Raw genomic sequence first — 18,808 nt, forward strand, 5'->3', positions numbered from 1 at the left:
TAGACCTTGCTGCCGCCCACGCTGACCGTCAACGCGCGCGGCGTGATGTCGGCCGCGCCTTCCACCGTCGTGGCCGCCAAGCTGTAGTTGCCCAGGCCATTGCCATCGAGCGCGATGTCGCTCGCGTGCACGGCCTTGCCGTTGCCCGCATTCTTGTCGAGAAAGACGGCGCTGCCGCTGGCGGTGATGCTGTCGCCCCCCACCACATTGCCCAGCACAAAGCTGGCGTTGCCAAAACCCAGCTGCGCATCGTAGACCTTGCTGCCGCCCACGCTGACCGTCAACGCGCGCGGCGTGATGTCGGCCGCGCCTTCCACCGTCGTGGCCGCCAAGCTGTAGTTGCCCAGGCCATTGCCATCGAGCGCGATGCCGCTCGCGTGCACGGCCTTGCCGCTGCCCGCATTCTTGTCGAGAAAGACGGCGCTGCCGCTGGCGGTGATGCTGTCGCCCCCCACCACATTGCCCAGCACAAAGCTGGCGTTGCCAAAGCCCAGCTGCGCATCGTAGACCTTGCTGCCGCCCACGCTGACCGTCAGCGCGCGCGGCGTGATGGCCAGGGTGGTCGTGCCGCCCAGGCTGATGTCGTACTTGCTCGACCACAGGCCCGTCACATCGTAGTTGCCCACATTGCGCGCCGACTGGAAGCCCAGGCTGCCGCTGGCCGCCGTATCGCCATCGAGCAAGCCCAGATAGGCGAGCGTGCCGTTGAAGCTGGCGAACTGTCCATCGTAGACCTGGCTGGCAGGCTGGCCCGTCGCCGTCACTTGCAGCGGCTTCAGGAAAGCCTTCAGCATCGGCGTCGTGTAGCCGTCATAGATGCGCCAGACGGGCGAGGCGCCGAAGGCAAAACCGTCGAAGCTCGATAGCCGCGACATCTGCGCCGCCGTGCGGCCGATGCTGGCACCGCCATCGTTCGCCTGGCCGGAGCTGTCGATATTCCAGTAGGTGCTCGCCAAGGCGCCGCTATTGCTGCCGACCAAGCCACCCACCGCACCAAAGCCCCCGCCAGCGACGGCGCCGCTGGCATAGGCATTGCTGATGCTGCCCGTGTTCTCGCCAACCAGGCCGCCGATATGCTCGCGCGCGAGTCCGGCATCCGCATTGCCAGCCACCCCGACCGCGCCGGTGGCGTAGACATCAGCCAGCGTGCCCTGGTTGCTGCCCACCAGGCCGCCCAGATTGCGTGCGCCGCTGACGCCGCCGCTGGCGTACGACACGGCAATGCGGCCCTGGTTGATGCCCGCCAGGCCACCGACGCCATCCTGGCCGGCCACGCTCATGCTGCTTTGCACCTGCTCTATCGCGCCGCCCGCAGCGACCACGCCAGCCACGGCGCCCACATTGTTGTTGCCGCTGGCATTGCCACCCAGCAGGTTCAACTGGCGCACCGTGCCCGTCGTACCATTACCCAGCTTGCCAAACAGGCCGGTGTTCAGGTTACCGTTCGGCGCGCTCTCGCCGTGGATCTGCAAGCCGCTGACGGCATAGCCGGCGCCGTCCAGCACCCCGGAAAAACCGCCCGAGTCGCTATGCGCGATGGGACGAAAACCGGCGCCGTCATTCCATGCGCCCGTGCCGCTGGCGTCGATATTGCCGGCAAGGCGATAGCTGTTACTCAGGTCCAGGCTGGCGATGCCTTGCAAGCCATACACGTCGGCGATGACATACGCTGCGCCCGCGCTGCCGTCGCCGTTTGTAGCGCGCAAGAAACTGGCGCCGGGAGCGATAATGAAATTGCTGGCTGAAAAGGCTGGCAGGCCGGTCGTATTTTGCGTCCAGGTGCCGCTGGCCAACCTGAAGGTCGCCCCCACATTGACGGCGCCCGCCGCACTCACTGTCGATCCCGCAGTGAGGCTCAGGTTACCGGCCACAGCTAGCGCATGATCAATCGCCATGGCGCCGCCCGTCACCAGCTGCAAGGTAGCCGGCCCAGTGGCGCCGCTCGCCACCGTCACCGCCTGGTCGACGCCGATGGCGCCTGTCATGGCGGCATGGCCGAGCGTGAGGTTCGCTGCGGAAATTGCATTCAGGTCGGCGCTGGATAGGCTGAGTTTGCCAACCGCCTTGCTGCCGAGATTGATTTCACGGTTGGCCGACTGCGCGCGCAAGGTCACCGCAGCGCCGCCCGCCGCGCCGCCGTAGGCCACGCCGCCCTGCAAATTCATGTTATCGGCCTGCAACAGCAATGTCTGCCCCACCGCCGTGCCGACGATCTGTCCGCCGCTGCCATTGAGGCCGATGCGTCCATCGAATTTGTTGGCGCGCAGTTCCGCATTGCCGCCCCCGACATTCAAACTGCCCGCCACGCCGAAGACGATATCGGCGCCCGTCAGCGCAACCCCGCCGCCCTGGCTGGAAAGGGCAGCATCGACATGCAAGACGGCCGAGCTGCCTTGTGCCGTGGCGCCGCTATTGTCGTTGGCCGACAGGATCAGCGCGCCACCATTGGTGGTAATGGCCTGGTTGACGTTGATGCTGTTGCCAGCCTGCGCCGTGAGTCCCACGCCGGCCTGGGTGATGGCGACGACTTCGTTGAAGTTGATGTCGTGCTGCGCCTGCAGAACCACATTGCTGGTGGCCGCCGAAATCAGGCCGGCGCCGATAGTGGTGGTGCCCGTCGTCGGCGCATCCGTAAAATCGTTGACGCCGCTCAGCGCGCCGCCATTGCCGGCGACCACGTCGATGTCATACGGATCGAGCAGCCAGTCGCCCGTCTTGCCGCGCGCCGCGCGGGCGCGCGTATCGACCTTGGCGCCATCGACGGCCAGGTAGTGCCCCGACGTTTCCACGAAGCCGCCATTGCCGCCCTGCATGCCGCCGCGCGCGGAAATGCTGCCGTGCACCTGGGCCGACTCGTCGCCCCAGGCGATGACCTTGCCGCCGTTGCCGCTGTTGACGGCATCGGCATTGACACTGGCGTCCTTGCCGAGCAGCACCTGGCGCGCGTTCTGCACGGCCGCGTTCTTGCCCTGGTAATCGCCGCCCAGCAAGACCGTGCCACCGCCCGTGGCACCGCTGACATCGATGCTCGCATTGCCCAGCAAGCCCACCTGCTCGCCCAGCACCTGGATCTCGCCGCCCTTGCCGGCCGCGCCGGCGGCGCTGGTGACGCTGCCCGCTTCGAGCAGCGCCTTGCCGCTGGCCTTGAGGACGATCCTGCCATGCTCACCGACGACGGCGCTGTTCGCATTGAGCACGCCGCGCTGGCTGAGCAGCGCGCCGGCCATGCCGATGCTGCCGCCCTGGGCGATGATCTGTCCCAGATTCAGCGCCTGGTCGTTTGGCGCCGAGACCAGCACGCGCAATTGCGGATTGCCGGGGTCGGCCAGCTGCACGCTGCGCCCGGCCGCCAGGATCACTTCGCCATTCGGCGCCGTGATGATGCCCGTGTTTTCCACGTTCGGCGCGATCAGCAGTACTTGCCCTCCCTTGCCCGCATTGATCAGGCCCGCATTGCTCACGCCGCCGGCCACGCTGCCGGCCGTGAACTGGCGCTTGCCGGCCAGGAAATCGTCATTCGACATACCCAGGCTGGAAGCCACCAGCCCGTTCACGTCCACTTTCGCCCCCTGGCCGAAGACGATGCCGTTTGGGTTGATCAGGAAGACCTTGCCGTTCGATTCGAGCGCGCCCAGGATCTTGCTGGGGTCTTGTCCCGTGATGCGGTTGAGCACGGCGCTATTGCCGTTTTGCTGGATGAAGCGCGTGATTTCGCCCGCATGGATGGAAAAGCTCTGCCAGTTGATGATGGTGTTGGGCGTGTTCGTGATCGAGAAGATGTTGCCCTGCTGATTGAACGTCGCCTGTCCGTTGACCACCTGCGGCAAGGCGGGGTTGGCCTGCGCCGCGCCGAAACAGCCGGCCAGCAGCAGCGCCAGCGCCGTGCGGCGCAAGGGTAGCGCAAAAGGAGGAGCAAATGATGGCGTCAGGATGAAAACGGAGGCGTGCTGGATGTGATTGTGCATGGTGTTCATCCTGATGCTAGTAGGCCAAGGCGAGGCGGAAATGCAGGCGGTTGGCGCCCCGCTGTCCCGTGTCGCCGCCATTGACGACATGGGCATAATCGAGTTGCAGATTGGCATAGCGGCTCAGCAGCAAACGCAGGCCGAGGCCACCGCTGGCTATGCCTTGCGAAGCGCTTTCGCCGGGCAGACCATGGTTGCGGCGCAGCCAGGCCGTGTCATAGAAGGCCAGCGCGCGACACTGGTAAGCGAGCGCCTGGCTGCACCAGTTCGGCGTGTACAGTTCCAGGTTCAGGTTGACGCCCGAATCATTGGCCACCTCGCGCTCGGCAAAGCCGCGCACGGACGCGGCGCCACCGGCGCCGAACTGCTCGCCCGGCACCAGTGCATCCGGCGTGACCTGCGCGTTGACCAGCGCGCGCCATTGCCAGTCGTTGGCCAGCACGCGGCCGGAACTGGCGCTCAGGCGCACGGTGTTGTAGGCCGCCTTGGCATGCGCGCGCACGCGGTCGAAATCGGCTTGCGCACCGTGCTTGCCGCCAGGGATATTGTGCGCGAAGGTGACCGCCACGCTGGTCTCGCCCGTGGGCAAGGTCCAGTTGCCGATGTAGCTGACGCTGAGCGGATGCACGCTGACGTCGGCGCCCAGTTCCATGCCGAACAGCTGCACGCTGTTGCGATAAGCCTTGTAATCGACGCCGTACACGAGCTTGGGTTCGAAATCGCCGCTGCGGGCAAAGTTCTGGTTGTAGCGGATGCCGGCCATGCTGCCCTGGCCGCTGACGGCCAGGTCGAAAATGCCGGCCGAGACGCTGCCCGAATCGACGTTCGAATAGCTGGCGAAAAAGTCCATCGAGTCGCCCAGCGCATACAGCGGCAAGTGGTAGCCGGCGCCATACACGCCCACCTTGTCCGGCTTTTCCAGGCTGCTCGTGTATTGCAGGCTGGCCACATGATCGCGCCCGAACAGGTTGGCATGCTGCAGCACCACGCCCACATGCGTCTTGCCCGTCTGCGCATTGCCCGTGTTATCCACGTTGAGCATGGCCTTCCAGGCCTTTTCATCGGCCACCGTGACGATGGCGTCGATGGCGCCCGCCGGCTCGTCGGCCTGCAGGCGCACTTCGATCTTGCGCGCCGGGTTTTCATTGGCCAGCTTCAGGCTTTGCGACAGGGCCGGCAAGTTCGGCGTCTCGCCTTCGCGAAGAAACGGCAAGGCGCGCCGCACGTTGGCCTCGTCGACATGGGCATTGCCGCTGATGGCAAGCTTGCCCAGCGGCGTTTGCAGCACGCTCAGGCGCACCACGCCATGCTCCAGTTCCTGCTCGGGCAGTTGCACTTGCACGGCGCTGTAACCGCGCTCGCGGTAAGCCCCCTCCAGCGCCTCGACGGCGCGGGCAATGTCGGAAAAATCGCGCTGCGCGCCCGTATACGGCGCCAGCAAGGCTTGCACCTGCGCGGACGTGAGCAGGGTATTGCCCTGGACGTCGAAGCGGCGGATCTCGAAGCGCGGCACGCCGTCCTCCTGCATGGCAGGAGCAGCATCATCCCTGGAAACGGCAGCGCCGGCAGCGCCGACTGCGAACAGCAGCGCGGAACCCGCAAGCAGGTGCACCAAACGATATGTCATGTGTAGGATTTCTTGTGTAACCGGACAAGCGCGCGGCCCGCAGGCGCCAGCGTGTCCGGCAATGGATTGAAGGCAAATTTTAGACGGCTTTTAGTTTCCAGTCAGAAATTTCTAACATTTCGCCCTGATTTTTATCGCAGTGCAGCAAACAGGGTGCCCACAATGCTGAAAAATGCCGCCACTGCGTGCATTTCCCACCACGACGGCAGGCTTACTTGCTATTCAATACGGTCACGCCATCCCAGTCGGCAGGTGGCGGCATGCTGCGATAGCGCTCCAAGCGAGCCGCGTACAGGTGATACAGGCTGTCGTCGGGAAAGTCCGCCTGCAAGCGTGCCAGCTGCGCGCCAGCGGCCGCCCAGTCGCGCGCGCGCAGCCAGGCCAGCACCGCATGCCAGCGTTCCAGCTGCGCCAGCTCTGCCCCGTCGGCGTCGGCCAGCAGGCAGCGCGGTTCGAAGATGGCCACCGCTTCCTGCCTGCCCAGCACCCTGATCAGATCAAGTTCGCGGCACAGGAAATCCGGGCTTGCGGCACGCGTGGCCTCGCCCACCACGATGCCCACGCCATACAGCTTGCTGGCGCCTTCCAGGCGCGCGGCCAGGTTGACGCTGTCGCCCATCACGGTATAGGCGCGGCGGATGCGCGAGCCCATGTCGCCCACATGCATGGGTCCCGTATTGATGCCGATACCGATGCGCAGCGCCGGCCAGCCGCGCGCGCAAAACTGCTGGTTCAGCCGCGCCGCGCTGCGCTGCATCAGCAGGGCGCTGGCCACGGCGCGGCTGGCGTGATCGCCAAAGGCGACGGGCGCGCCCCAGAACGCCATCACGGCGTCGCCGATGTATTTGTCCAGGGTGCCGCCGTGGCTGTCGCGGATATCTTCCGACATGGCCGTCAGGTATTCGTTGATGTATTCGCGCAGCGCGGCCGGCGCCAGCTGCTCGGAGATGGCCGTGAAACCGCGCACGTCGGCAAACAGCACCGTCAATTCACGGTTCTCGCCCTCCATGGTGTAGCGGCGCGGATCGTCGGCCATCTCGGCCACCAGCTCGGGCGCCACATATTCGCCGAAGCGCGCCACCAGCGCACGCCCCTTGCGCACCTCGAAAAAATAACCCCACGCCAGGTTGGCGATGAACAGCGCGACGATCAGCAGCAGCAGCACGGCGCCGCCCAGCACCAGGTCGTGCACGGTGTACAGGTACAGATTGATGACGATGACGGCAGCCAGCGCGCCCAGGGTAGCGAGCATCACGCCGACCGGCGGCAGCACGGCCAGGGCGCCCGCCAGCAGCAGGCCAAACAGCACGATCTGCACCAGTTCGAATGCCAGCGCATAATCGGGCCGCACCTTGAAACGCCCGTCGAGCATGGATTTGATCAGGTTGGCGTGCACCTCGACTCCCGGATACTCCGCATTCACGGGCGTGGCGCGGATATCGTTCAAGCCGGGCGCCGTGGTACCCACCAGCACGATGGTCCCCTTCAGCAGCGCGGGCGCAACGCTGCCGGCCAGCACATCGGACGCCGACACATAGCGGAAAGCGCCACCATCGGGGCCACCCGCGCCGCGGTACTGCACCGTGGTGGTCAAGGCTTCGCCCACCGGGATCGCCAACGCGCCGCGCGGCGTGAACAGCATCAGGTGGTCGAGGCCGCCGTTGGCCAGTTCGCGCGCCGACAGGGTATCGGCCGTGCCCGTGAAACGGGGGGCGATGGCGCGCGCCTGCAGGTAGACGGCAGCAGTGGCCAGCGACAGCGACGGATAATAGCCGTCGCCGATGCGCTGTAACAGGGTCGAAGAACGCACGACGCCATCGGCATCGGTCAGCGCAGTGAAGATGCCGGCGCCTTGCGCGGCCGCCTGCAGGGGCGCGATATTGGCTTCGTAACCGCGCGCCACGTAGGCCGTGACAGTGCGTCCGTTCAAATCGGCGACGGTAAAAGCCGGCTTGGGCAGCACGCCCTTTTTTTGCTGCTCCGAGACGCTGTAGCCCAGCACCACGGGCTGGCCGCGCATGGCCTCGGCAAACAGACCGTCGTAGTCCATGGCCGGGCGCAGTTTTTCCAGCTGCACCGGCAAGCCCGCCACGCCCGCCAGTTCGCCGCGCGCCAGGCCTTGCAACACGGCGTAGCCGGAACTGGTGTCCGCTTCGGGAAACGAGATATCGAAGCCCAGCGCGGCCACGCCGTAATGGCCGGTAAGCTGGCGCACCAGGCGCGCCTGGATGTCGCGGCTCCAGGGGAAGCGGCCCACCCGGGCCAGGCTTTGCTCGTCGATGTCGACGATGACGATGCGGCGGTCGAGCTGCGGCGCATCAAAGCGCATGCGCCAGTCGCCCAGCATGGCGTCAAGGCGCGCGATAGTGTCGTTGCCGGCCAGGCACAGGACGGCCGCCGCCACGCTCAAGAGCACGCCCAGCAGCGACCGCGCCCCATGCTTGCGCAAGGGCAGCACCAGCGCGCTGCGCCAGACCCGCGTCACGGCGTATAGCCCGGAATGGCCGCCTCGTCGACGGCATCGATCTGGCTCGGATGCAAATGCTTTTCAGCGAAGGTCAGGTACACCTTGCTGCGGATGAAAACGTCGAACAGCTCGGGGTCGATATGCCCGTTCAGACTGAAATTACCGAGGATGCGCAGGGATTCGGACAGCGATTTTCCCTTTTTATACGGTCGGTCGCGCGCCGTCAGGGCCTCGAAAATGTCGGCAATCGCCATCAACCGCGCCGGCACCGACATCTGCTCTTTCGTCAGCCCGCGCGGATAGCCCTTGCCATCCATGCGCTCGTGGTGGCCGCCCGCATATTCGGGCACCTTCTGCAGGTGCTTGGGCCACGGCAGCGCTTCAAGCATGCGGATCGACACGCTGATATGGTTATTGACGATGGCCCGCTCGGCCGCCGTCAGGGTGCCGGCGCGGATGGTCAGGTTTTCCGTCTCGTCGGTGTCGAGAAAATCGCGCAGTTCGCCGTCGGCGGCGCGCCAGCGGCGCCTGGCGATCTGCCGCACGCGCTCCTGGTCGGCCTGCGCCATGCTCTCGCCGCCGATATTCACCGTGCGGATGAAGTCGCGCTCCTCACGCAACGCAGCCTGCTCCAGTTCCAGCGCACGGGCGATGGCGTCTTTTTGCTGCGGCTGCGCCGCCTGCTGGCGCAGGGCCGCGATCTCGGCGTCGCGCAACAGCACTTCGTAGCGCGTGTCGATCAGGGCGATACGATCAAAAATGGTTTCCAGCTTGGTGGCCTTGTCGACTACGTGCACGGGCGTGGTGATCTTGCCGCAATCGTGCAGCAAACCGGCCAGCCACAGCTGCTTGCGCTCGTTGTCGCTGAGCCGGAAATCGGCCAATGGCCCACTGTCCGTCGCATGCGCGGCGTCGGCCAGCAGCATCGTCAGCTCGGGCACGAACTGGCAGTGGCGGCCCGTGTAGGGCGACTTTTCATCGATGCCGATATTGATCAGGGTAACCAGCGATTCCAGCAGCTCTTCCAGCTGCAAAATGAGCAATTGATTCGTCAGCGCCACGCCCGCCTGCGCGGCCAGTGCCTCGATGAAGCGCTGGTCGGTGGAGGAAAAGGCGCGCACCTGGCCCGTGTCACCATCCAGGGCATTCACCAGTTGCAGCACGCCGATCAGATCCCCCTCATGGTCGCTCATGGGCACCGTCAGGATCGATTGCGTGTGGTAGCCGTGGTGGCGGTCAAACTCGCGCATGCCGGAAAAATTGAAGTCCTCGTCGCGGTAGACATCGGCAATATTCACGCTGCGGCGCATGTTCGCCGCATACGCAGCCACCGATGCCAGATTCGGCTGGCCCGCGCCATCGAACAGGGGTACGCCAGGCAAGCCCATGTCGGCGCCCTGCGCGATGCCCAGGCTGTCATTGACGCTGATGTCGAACGCCAGTTGGCGGCCCTCGGCCATGGGCCGGTACAGGGTGGCGCCATCGGCACCGCTCATGCTTTTTGCCAGCAGCACGATGCGCTGCAACAGCGCGCCGATATCGTGTCCCTCGCCGCCCAGGCCGTGGCCGAGCGCGACACTGAGTTCAGTCAATTGCTCCAGTCTGTGGGCGATTTTCTCAGGGTGCAACTGAGGCATGTTGGCGGCAATCAGGTAAGGAAAGGGAAGTCGGCAAGCGCCAGTGTAACGGCCACCCTGCGCACTGTACATTACTTAGTTGCAACAAAATGAAATAACTTTCCGTATAGCAACACACATAAATGTTGCCGCCAATCTCATTAATTAGAATAGAATCAACAATAATTACACCGTAACAAGGTACTGAATGAAATTCACGTTCAGGGGCGTGCGCGGCTCCATCCCCTCCCCCGGCCCGCGCACGGCGCGCTATGGCGGCAACACCACCTGCATCGAAGTGCGCACCGACAACGACAGCCTGATCATCCTCGATGCGGGCAGCGGCATCTTTTCGCTGGCGCAGCAACTGCCGCCCGGCCTGCCCGTCGACGCGCACGTCTTCATCACGCACAGCCACTGGGACCACATCCACGGCCTGCCCATGTTTAGCCCCCTGTTCGTGGCCGGCAACCGCATGCGCCTGCATGGCGCGCACGATGCCGTCGCCGGAAGGGGCATCGAGCACGTGATGGCTGTGCAGCTGCAAGACAGCTATTTTCCCGTCAGCGAAGCGGCCATGGCGGCCTGCATCGAGTACCGCACCCTGGCGCCCGGCGAAGCCGTCGAGGTGGGAGGTGCATGTGTGCGCGGCGCGGAAATGAACCATCCCGTGGTCAATCTGGGCTACCGCATCGACTGCGGCGGCGCCTCGCTGTTTTTCAGCGGCGACCATGAACCGTTCTACAACCTGCATCCACCCGGCCATGCCGACCATGCGGCCTGCGCGCAGCGCAATGTGCAGCGCCAGGCCGGCATCGACGCAGCGGTCGCCGGCGTCGATGCGCTGATCATGGATTGCTCGTACACGCGCGAGGAGTACCCGGCCAAGCAGGGCTGGGGCCACGGCACCTTCGACGCCGCCTTCGACCTGGCCCTGCGCTGCGGCGCGCGGCGCCTGTACTGCACCCACCACGAGCCGACCCGCAGCGACGAGCAGCTCGAAGCCGTGTTTGCCGACGTGATGGGCCGCTATGCGAGCCGCCTGGACGGCCTGCAGGTGTTCCTCGCCTATGAAGGGCTGACGATGGAACTGGCCGGCGATTGAGTAGGGGAGTTACCCCCGTCGCCCTCTCACACCACCGTACGTGCGGTTCCGCATACGGCGGTTCATTTCACAAGCTGGAAGCGCTGCTGGGTGTCCAGCAGCGAAACTAACCCTAGCGCGTCGAACGTCTTCTTGGGATACGCCGCGTTCATGTGGCTTGCTCCGGCGTTCCACCATGGGCCCCGTCCGTTGCTTGCCGATTTCCATGCCCGCATCGCATCCAGTCCGCGCGCTTGCAGCCTCTTGTTACGGGTCGCCGGGTATTTCCATTGGCGCCATAACAGGCAGCGCAGCTTACGGCGAATCCACCCATCCAAGTCCTGCAACGCACCTTTCACCTCGGTCAGCCTGAAGTAGGATGTCCAGCCGCGCAGCACAGGGTTCAGCTCGTTGATCGTGGCGACGAGGTTACGCGAAGTATTCCCGACGACGATGTCCCGCACTTTGCCTGCCTTGTTGCGTCGTCGGTTTGCATCGAGGTCGAATGTCCTAATCGCGTTGTTCAATGTTCAGGCCTTCGGTCAGATTCTCTTCGGCTCACCGCCTTGCCCTCGACCTACTATGCCCCCTGCTGACTTCTGCATACGCATCCCGACACCTCCCGGTATCGGTAGCACAAGGCATGCATGCAGATCTCCCCGGGTATTGCGCACTCACCTTCACGCTTATGCCTGTCGGATCTACGTCGCAGCCTTCCGTACAAGTTTCGGGCTTTGGTGCTAATGGACACCTCACCCGGCTGCGCCGCCTCGTATCCGCTTCCTGTTCGTCAGGCCAGCGCTTTGCCTTCGGCTTCCTCCAGATTCGCAGTCGCCCGCGACACCCTTGCCGTTCGGCTAACTCTTCCCCTTGTCGGGCGAGTAGAGGACTTGCACCTCCAAGTAAGTGCGCCCTGCCGGGCGCACCATAAAAAAGGGAGCCGCAAGGCTCCCTTTTTACTGGCGTTGGCTATCCATTACATTATATGGTGGCCAATCCACCAGGCGACTGCGGCAACAAACGCGGATGCGGGAATCGTGAAGACCCAGGCCCAGACGATGTTGCCCGCCACGCCCCAGCGTACGGCCGACATTTTCTGCGCCGAGCCGACGCCGACGATGGCGCCCGTGATGGTATGCGTGGTCGACACGGGAATGCCCATTGCCGTCGAAATGAACAGCGTGATGGCGCCGCCCGTTTCGGCGCAAAAGCCGCCCACCGGTTTGAGCTTGGTGATCTTCTGGCCCATGGTCTTGACGATGCGCCAGCCACCGAATAGGGTGCCGAAACTGATGGCCGTGTAGCACGAGATGATGACCCACAGCGGCGGCATGGCGTCCGAGGCGCTCGAGTAGCCGGCGGCGATCAGCAGCATCCAGATGATGCCGATGGTCTTTTGCGCATCGTTGCCGCCGTGGCCCAGGCTGTACGCCGCCGCCGACACCAGTTGCAGGCGGCGGAACCATTTATCGACCTTGCGCGGCGTCGAACGCACAAATATCCACGACACGAGCAACATCATGATGGAACCGAAGATAAAGCCCAGCACCGGCGAGAGCACGATGAACAGCACGATTTTCCACAGGCCGGCCGAAATCAGCGCGCCCGTGCCCGACTTGGCGACGGCGGCGCCCACCAGGCCGCCGATCAGGGCGTGCGAGGACGACGATGGAATGCCGTAGTACCAGGTAACGAGGTTCCAGACGATGGCGCCCATCAGCGCGCCAAAGATCACATACTGGTCGATCACCGTGGGGTCGATGGTGCCCTTGCCCACAGTGGCGGCCACGGTCAGCTGGTGGAACACAAAAATGGCGACGAAGTTGAAAGTGGCAGCCATGGCAACCGCGGTCTGCGGTTTCAATACACCCGTCGAGACCACCGTGGCGATCGCGTTGGCGGCATCGTGGAAGCCGTTCATGAAGTCAAATAGCAGCGCCAGGAGGACAAGCAGGCCTAGCACGTAAATGCTCATTTGGAGGGTTTGCATGTATTTTTCTTTTCTGATTCTGATTCAGGACAGACGCCGATTAAGCGTTTTCGACGATGATGCCTTCGATAATATTGGACACATCTTCGCAACGGTCGGTCACGGTTTCCAGAATTTCGTAGATCGCTTTCATCTTGATCAAGTTGCGCACGTCCGGTTCGTCGCGGAACAGTTTGGACATGGCGGCGCGCATCACGTGGTCGGCGTCCGATTCCAGGCGGTCGATCTCTTCGCAGATGGCGACAATCTTGCGCGAGTTGTCCATGTTGTGCAGCATGGCGACGGCGTCGCGCACTTTTTCGGTACAGGCCAGCACCAGTTCGGCCAGGCGCTTGGCTTCCGGCGTGACGGCTTTCAGGTCGTACAGCGAAACGGTTTGCGCCGCGTCTTCCAGCAAGTCGAGGATGTCGTCCTGGCGCGTGATCAGTTGATGGATGTCGTCGCGGTCGATCGGCGTGATGAAGGTCTTGTGCAGCATTTCCACGGTGGCGTAGGTGACTTTGTCCGCCTGTTTCTCGATGCTTTCGATCGCATGTACGCGGTTTTCCAGGTCGTCGAAATTGGTCATCAGGCCGAGCATTTCTTTAGCGCCCTTCACGCACAGTTCCGCGTGCTGGTTAAACAATTCAAAAAACTTGCCCTCAGTGGGCATCAAGCGTCCAAACATGTCATTCTCCGTTAAGCATTGAGTCGTGTTATTTACTACAGAAAGCCGCCCCGTATGAGGGGGCGGCCAATGGAATATCAGTGCTGCTGAGTCTTAGTCGCCTTGGTAAAGCGCCAGGCCACCACTGTAATTGCCAAATTTGGTGTACTGCCCCATGAAGGTGAGGCGAATGCTGCCGATCGGACCGTTACGTTGTTTACCGATGATGATTTCGGCCGTTCCCTTGTCTGGCGAGTCGGGGTTATACACCTCGTCACGGTAAATGAACAGGATCACGTCGGCATCCTGCTCAATAGCGCCCGATTCGCGCAAGTCCGACATCACGGGACGCTTGTTCGGGCGTTGCTCCAGCGAGCGGTTCAGCTGTGACAGCGCGATCACGGGACAACCGAGTTCTTTCGCCAGCCCTTTCAAGCCCCGCGAAATCTCGGAAATCTCCGTGGCGCGGTTATCGCCAGGGGAATTGGCCGACATCAGCTGCAAGTAATCGACGATGATCAGGCCCAGCTTGCCGCATTGACGCGACAAACGGCGCGAGCGGGCGCGCAATTCGATGGAATTGAGCGCCGGCGTTTCATCGATGTACAACTGCGCGTCGTTCATCTTTTGAATCGCATTCGTCAGGCGTGGCCAGTCTTCATCATTCAGGCGGCCCGTGCGCAGGCGGTGCTGGTCGAGCTGCCCGACGGAGCCGAGCATACGCATGGCCAGCTGGGCGCCGCCCATCTCCATCGAGAACACGGCCACGGGCAAGCCGCTGTCGATGGCCACGTTTTCGCCGATGTTGACGGAAAACGCCGTCTTGCCCATCGAAGGACGGCCCGCCACGATCACCAGGTCGCCCGGCTGCAGACCGGAGGTCATGCGGTCCAGGTCGATGAAACCGGTGGGCACGCCCGTGATTTCACTCTGGTTGTCGCGGCTGTACAGTTCGTCAATGCGCTCGACCACCTGCGTCAGCAGGGGCTGGATGGCGGTCCAGCCCTGGGCGCCGCGCGCGCCTTCTTCGGCGATGGCGAAGATCTTCGACTCGGCCTCGTCAAGCATCTGCTTGACTTCCTTGCCTTGCGGGCTGAAGGCCGTGCCGGAAATATCGTCGGCGACGGTGATGAGTTTACGCAGCACGCCGCGGTCGCGCACGATCTCGGCGTAACGCCGGATGTTCGCGGCCGATGGCGTGTTTTGCGCCATGGCGTTCAGGTAAGCGAGTCCGCCCACATCATCGGCCTTGCCGAGCTGGGTCAGGGTTTCAAAAACAGTAATGACATCGGCTGGCCTGGAGCCGTTAATCATCTTGACGATTTGCTCGAAGATGATGCGATGGTCATAGCGATAGAAATCCTCCGCATGCATGAAGTCGGCGATGCGGTCATATGCTGCATTGTCGCGCAGCAGACCACCGATAACGGATTGTTCTGCTTCGATCGAATGCGGCGGAATACGGAGGGAATCTAGTTGCGGATCAGAGGGGGCGTTCATGGCGCGAATTATACCCGCTTCGGCGTGCTGGCAAAAATAAAGGGCTGAAATTGAGCGAAAAAAAGGCCACAAAAAAGCCGGGCGAACCCGGCTTTTCATCATGCTTGACAGTACGGTAGCGCTTGCGGGCCAGGCCCGCAGACGATTACGCGTTCGCGTCTGGAACGACAGCGATAACAACTTCCACGACCACGTCGGTGTGCAGAGCAACCGAAACGTTGTGCTCGCCAACGATCTTCAGCGGGCCGGTAGGCATGCGGATTTGTGCTTTTTCAACAGCAAAACCTTGCTTGGTCAGCGCTTCAGCGATGTCGAAGTTGGTAACGGAACCGAACAGACGGCCATCGACGCCAGCTTTTTGAGCAACTTGAACGGTCAGGCCGCTCAGTTTTTCGCCCTGGGCTTGCGATGCGGCCAGTTTGGCGGCAGCAGCTTTTTCCAGTTCGGCGCGCTTGACTTCGAATTCAGCCACAGCGGTTGCCGTAGCACGACGTGCCAGGCGTTGCGGGATCAGGAAGTTACGTGCGTAACCGTCTTTGACTTTGACGACTTCGCCGAGGTTGCCGACGTTAACAACTTTTTCTAACAGAATGATTTGCATAGTTCTTCTCCAGGAATATCTGACCGATTAAGCGTGGTGCAGATCGGTGTATGGCAGCAGCGCGAGGAAGCGAGCGCGCTTGATTGCGGTGTCGACTTGGCGCTGGTAGTGCGCTTTGGTACCGGTCAGGCGTGCTGGCATGATCTTGCCGTTTTCTTGGACGAAGTCTTTCAGCGTGTCGACGTCTTTGTAGTCGACTTGCTCAACGTGAGCTGCGGTGAAGCGGCAGAACTTCTTGCGTTTGAACAACGGATTTTGCTGTTTGCGTTTTTCTTTAAGCTTGAGCTTATTTTTGTCGAACTTTTTACCGAATGCCATGTCAGGCTCCTGTATCTAAAATGCGCTAGTCAAAGTGACTGCACTAAAATCAATGATGTGAAACACCAAACTCTTGCTGTTGCGGCTCTTCCTGGCCAGGAAACCCGTGAACTGATAGACCCCGCCCAAGCTTGCCTGGCTGAACCGGCCTGATATTTCACCAGCGGCTAGCGCGGCAACATCAAACTCGGTCAAACGGGCAATCCCTGCTTCCATCTGCTGCGAACTGTGTTGCAGTACTGCATTCACAATCGGCAGCCCTGCCGGGGTATAGCGCAATATTTCGCGCTCGGCAATGATGGCGGTTACTTGTAGCTGGTTCAGCGCACGATCCTGGTCAAGAATTAAGCTGCGGCGGCGGCTGGAGCGGCTGCTGGTGCTTCGGTGCGGTGGCTTTTGGCCGCGTCTTCGCGTTGTACCGATTTCATCATCGGCGAAGGAGCTGTTTCAGCTTTCTTCATTTTAACGGTCAGGTGACGCAACACGGCATCATTGAATTTGAATGCTGTTTCCAACTCGACCAGGGTCTCGTTGTCGCATTCGATGTTCAGGCAGATGTAGTGTGCTTTAGGCAGCTTTTGGATCGAGTAAGCCATTTGACGGCGGCCCCAATCTTCCACGCGGTGAACCGAACCGCCGCGGGTGGTTACGCTGGCTTTGTAGCGTTCGATCATCGCGGGCACTTGCTCGCTTTGGTCCGGATGGACGATAAAGACTATTTCATAATGACGCATGCAAACTCCTTCAGGTCGGATTGATAATCGCCCACCCCGGCGTCAAGACGGGTGTGGGAAGGTCAGCCGGAGATTATAACCGCCTTTTGCAAACGTTTCAATCATTCCTTCCACAAGCGCCCGGAAAGCCCGTGCGCCACCATGCTTTCCGCCCGCGGACAAGTATTTCTTGCGAAATTCGCCGAAAACACGGAAATCCCCTTGCATAGTGGGCGATACTGTACAAAAATACAGACTGTTCATATAGACAGCATTTTAGTATGCACCCACCGCTCATGATCAAGCTGACAGCACGACAAGAACAAATCCTGAACCTGATCAAGGACGCGATTGAAAATACGGGCTTCCCTCCGACCCGTGCCGAAATCGCCAATGAATTGGGTTTCAAATCGGCCAATGCGGCCGAAGAGCATTTGCAAGCCCTGGCCCGCAAGGGCGCGATCGAGATTTCGCCCGGCACCTCGCGCGGCATCCGCCTGATCGGTGCGGCGGCAAGTGCAGCCGCCGACACGCTACCGTCGAAGGTGCCGGCAGCACTGCTGATGTCGCTGCCGCTGATCGGCCGCGTGGCTGCCGGCTCGCCCATCCTGGCACAGGAAAACCTGGAAGCGAGCTACAACGTGGACCCGGCCCTGTTTTCGGCCAAGCCCGACTTCCTGCTGAAGGTACGCGGCTGGTCCATGCGCGACGCCGGCATCATGGATGGCGATTTGTTGGCCGTCAAGAAAGTCGATAGCGCCAAGAACGGCCAGATCGTCGTCGCCCGCATCGGCGACGAAGTCACCGTCAAGCGCTACAGGAAAACGGGTTCGGTCATCGAACTGCTGCCGGAAAACCCCGATTTCAAGGTCATTACCGTGTCGCCGGAAGATGAATTCGCCCTGGAAGGCCTGGCCGTCGGACTGATGCGCAGCTGGCATTAAGCATTCAACATACAAAGGGCCGCAACAGCATGACTGTTGCGGCCCTTTTCATTTGCGCGGCTTGTTATGCGTCCAGCGCCTGGCGGAAGTCTTCCAATAAATCAGCTTCGTCCTCGATACCGACGGACACGCGGATCAGCGATTCGGCAATGCCCATGCTGGCGCGGCGCTCGGCACCCATCTCGTAGAAAATCGTGTGGGCGACGGGAATGACCAGGGTGCGCGTGTCGCCGAGGTTGCTCGCTGGAATGGCAAGATTGAGACGATTGAGGAAATCGAAGCAGTCGATGCCGTCTGTCAGCTCAAAGCTGAACAGGGAACCATAGCTGCGGAACAAGTCGCTCGCCAGCGCATGCTGCGGGTGCGACATCAAGCCCGGGTAATGCACGGCAGCCACGCGCGGGTCGGCGGCCAGCATGGTGGCCAGCGCCAGGGCGTTCGAGCAGGTGCGCTCCATGCGCAAGGCCATGGTTTCCGCGCCGACAGCGATATGGTGCGCCGCTTCCGGTCCCAGCGAGGCGCCAAAGTCGCGCAAGGCCTTGGCGCGGATTTGCGCGATACCCCACTGCGCGGGCGCCGCCTTCTTGTAATTCTCGAAAATGTTCGGGTACTGCTTCCAGTCGAACACGCCCGTGTCCGTCAAGCTGCCACCCAGCGCATTGCCGTGGCCGCCGATGGATTTGGTCAACGCATTGACTACCAGGCCCGCGCCCACCGCTTTCGGGCGGAACAGGTACGGCGTCGTCATGGTGTTGTCGACGATATACAAGATGCCACGTTCCTTGCACAGCGCGCCGATCTTCGCCAGGTCGGCGATCTGCGTGCGCGGATTGGCGATGGTTTCCACGAACACGATGCGCGTGGCCGGCGTGATGGCGGCGGCCACGTTGGCCACATCGGTAGCATCGACAAACGACACGGCGATGCCCTGCCCCGTCACCGTTTGCCACAGGCTGTTGGTATTGCCAAACAGAAAAGCCGACGACACCACATGGTCGCCCGCGCGTAGCAAGGATTGCACTACGGCGCCGATGGCGCCCATGCCGGTGGCGAAGCACAGGGTCGCCACGCCGTCTTCCATCTTGTTGACCTTGTCTTCCAGCGCGGAAACGGTCGGATTGCCCTGGCGGCCATAGCGAAAGCCCGGCTCCTTGCCCTGGAACACGGAAGCGAGCTGGCGCGCATCGCCGTAGCCGAACGCGACGGAGGTATGCACAGGCTTGTGCAGCGAGCCATGTTCGATGCCCTTGCGACGGTCGTTATGCAGGATGGTGGTGGTAAAGCCGTAGTTTTTTTTATCGTTCATGATCGCAGAAAAAAAACCCGGCGCAGGCCGG

General features: G+C 62.3%; 15 protein-coding genes. 2 read left to right on the forward strand and 13 right to left on the reverse strand.

The genetic code is table 11. From position 1 onward, the window contains the following. From ACQ4WP_RS03740 to ACQ4WP_RS03755, 4 genes are all read right to left on the reverse strand, one after another. Window positions 1-3,965, reverse strand: a 3,965-nt coding sequence (locus ACQ4WP_RS03740; RefSeq protein WP_436518744.1) for a two-partner secretion domain-containing protein, incomplete at its 3' end; no start/stop codon positions are given. A 16-nt stretch (window positions 3,966-3,981) separates the two neighbouring features. After that, entirely contained in the window at window positions 3,982-5,592 is a 1,611-nt protein-coding gene (locus ACQ4WP_RS03745; protein WP_436518745.1) for a ShlB/FhaC/HecB family hemolysin secretion/activation protein, read from the reverse strand. Between the two features lie 211 nt (window positions 5,593-5,803). Continuing rightward, window positions 5,804-8,077 (reverse strand): CHASE2 domain-containing protein, encoded by a 2,274-nt coding sequence (locus ACQ4WP_RS03750; protein ID WP_436518746.1) that lies wholly within the window; start codon window positions 8,075-8,077, stop codon window positions 5,804-5,806. After that, complete coding sequence (locus ACQ4WP_RS03755; protein WP_436518747.1) at window positions 8,074-9,696, reverse strand: GAF and HD-GYP domain-containing protein; 1,623 nt, start codon at window positions 9,694-9,696, stop codon at window positions 8,074-8,076. The genes ACQ4WP_RS03750 and ACQ4WP_RS03755 overlap by 4 nt, the downstream gene beginning before the upstream one ends. Before the next feature lie 187 nt (window positions 9,697-9,883). On the opposite strand from ACQ4WP_RS03755, the gene ACQ4WP_RS03760 reads away from it, so the two are divergent. Then, entirely contained in the window at window positions 9,884-10,780 is an 897-nt protein-coding gene (locus tag ACQ4WP_RS03760) for an MBL fold metallo-hydrolase (RefSeq protein ID WP_436518748.1), read from the forward strand. Between the two features lie 62 nt (window positions 10,781-10,842). Here ACQ4WP_RS03760 and ACQ4WP_RS03765 read toward each other — a convergent pair whose 3' ends face one another. From ACQ4WP_RS03765 to rpsF, 8 genes are all read right to left on the reverse strand, one after another. Continuing rightward, window positions 10,843-11,286, reverse strand: coding sequence for a group II intron maturase-specific domain-containing protein (locus ACQ4WP_RS03765; RefSeq protein ID WP_436518749.1), 444 nt, complete (start codon window positions 11,284-11,286; stop codon window positions 10,843-10,845). A gap of 449 nt (window positions 11,287-11,735) precedes the next feature. Next, a complete protein-coding gene (locus ACQ4WP_RS03770) occupies window positions 11,736-12,749 on the reverse strand; it encodes an inorganic phosphate transporter (protein WP_436518750.1) in 1,014 nt (337 codons plus the stop codon). Between the two features lie 40 nt (window positions 12,750-12,789). Beyond that, window positions 12,790-13,416, reverse strand: coding sequence for a DUF47 domain-containing protein (locus tag ACQ4WP_RS03775; RefSeq protein WP_353660537.1), 627 nt, complete (start codon window positions 13,414-13,416; stop codon window positions 12,790-12,792). Between the two features lie 93 nt (window positions 13,417-13,509). Further along, a complete protein-coding gene (locus ACQ4WP_RS03780) occupies window positions 13,510-14,895 on the reverse strand; it encodes a replicative DNA helicase (RefSeq protein ID WP_071076107.1) in 1,386 nt (461 codons plus the stop codon). A 145-nt stretch (window positions 14,896-15,040) separates the two neighbouring features. Continuing rightward, window positions 15,041-15,496, reverse strand: a complete 456-nt coding sequence (gene rplI / locus ACQ4WP_RS03785) for a 50S ribosomal protein L9 (protein ID WP_034783456.1) — start codon at window positions 15,494-15,496, stop codon at window positions 15,041-15,043. Window positions 15,497-15,523: 27 nt separating this feature from the next. Continuing rightward, window positions 15,524-15,814, reverse strand: a complete 291-nt coding sequence (rpsR, locus tag ACQ4WP_RS03790; protein WP_010400024.1) for a 30S ribosomal protein S18 — start codon at window positions 15,812-15,814, stop codon at window positions 15,524-15,526. 15 nt (window positions 15,815-15,829) lie between these two features. Next, on the reverse strand, window positions 15,830-16,138 hold the full coding sequence (gene priB, locus ACQ4WP_RS03795) for a primosomal replication protein N (RefSeq protein ID WP_102121956.1): 309 nt from the start codon (window positions 16,136-16,138) through the stop codon (window positions 15,830-15,832). 20 nt (window positions 16,139-16,158) lie between these two features. Continuing rightward, window positions 16,159-16,548, reverse strand: a complete 390-nt coding sequence (gene rpsF / locus ACQ4WP_RS03800) for a 30S ribosomal protein S6 (RefSeq protein ID WP_034750499.1) — start codon at window positions 16,546-16,548, stop codon at window positions 16,159-16,161. A gap of 275 nt (window positions 16,549-16,823) precedes the next feature. On the opposite strand from rpsF, the gene lexA reads away from it, so the two are divergent. Then, window positions 16,824-17,471, forward strand: a complete 648-nt coding sequence (gene lexA / locus ACQ4WP_RS03805; RefSeq protein ID WP_436518900.1) for a transcriptional repressor LexA — start codon at window positions 16,824-16,826, stop codon at window positions 17,469-17,471. A 64-nt stretch (window positions 17,472-17,535) separates the two neighbouring features. Here lexA and ACQ4WP_RS03810 read toward each other — a convergent pair whose 3' ends face one another. Further along, entirely contained in the window at window positions 17,536-18,777 is a 1,242-nt protein-coding gene (locus ACQ4WP_RS03810) for a cystathionine gamma-synthase family protein (RefSeq protein WP_436518751.1), read from the reverse strand. Window positions 18,778-18,808 lie beyond the last annotated feature (31 nt).

The sequence above is a fragment of the Janthinobacterium lyxosi genome (assembly GCF_051380665.1).
Classification (GTDB): domain Bacteria; phylum Pseudomonadota; class Gammaproteobacteria; order Burkholderiales; family Burkholderiaceae_D; genus Janthinobacterium.

Coding starts and splice junctions, on each gene's coding strand:
- ACQ4WP_RS03810 (WP_436518751.1), bottom strand. CDS start 18,777: ATGAACGATAAAAAAAACTACGGCTTTACCACCACCATCCTGCATAAC.
- ACQ4WP_RS03780 (WP_071076107.1), bottom strand. CDS start 14,895: ATGAACGCCCCCTCTGATCCGCAACTAGATTCCCTCCGTATTCCGCCG.
- ACQ4WP_RS03775 (WP_353660537.1), bottom strand. CDS start 13,416: ATGTTTGGACGCTTGATGCCCACTGAGGGCAAGTTTTTTGAATTGTTT.
- ACQ4WP_RS03745 (WP_436518745.1), bottom strand. CDS start 5,592: ATGACATATCGTTTGGTGCACCTGCTTGCGGGTTCCGCGCTGCTGTTC.
- ACQ4WP_RS03770 (WP_436518750.1), bottom strand. CDS start 12,749: ATGCAAACCCTCCAAATGAGCATTTACGTGCTAGGCCTGCTTGTCCTC.
- lexA (WP_436518900.1), top strand. CDS start 16,824: ATGATCAAGCTGACAGCACGACAAGAACAAATCCTGAACCTGATCAAG.
- ACQ4WP_RS03755 (WP_436518747.1), bottom strand. CDS start 9,696: ATGCCTCAGTTGCACCCTGAGAAAATCGCCCACAGACTGGAGCAATTG.
- rpsR (WP_010400024.1), bottom strand. CDS start 15,814: ATGGCATTCGGTAAAAAGTTCGACAAAAATAAGCTCAAGCTTAAAGAA.
- rpsF (WP_034750499.1), bottom strand. CDS start 16,548: ATGCGTCATTATGAAATAGTCTTTATCGTCCATCCGGACCAAAGCGAG.
- rplI (WP_034783456.1), bottom strand. CDS start 15,496: ATGCAAATCATTCTGTTAGAAAAAGTTGTTAACGTCGGCAACCTCGGC.
- ACQ4WP_RS03760 (WP_436518748.1), top strand. CDS start 9,884: ATGAAATTCACGTTCAGGGGCGTGCGCGGCTCCATCCCCTCCCCCGGC.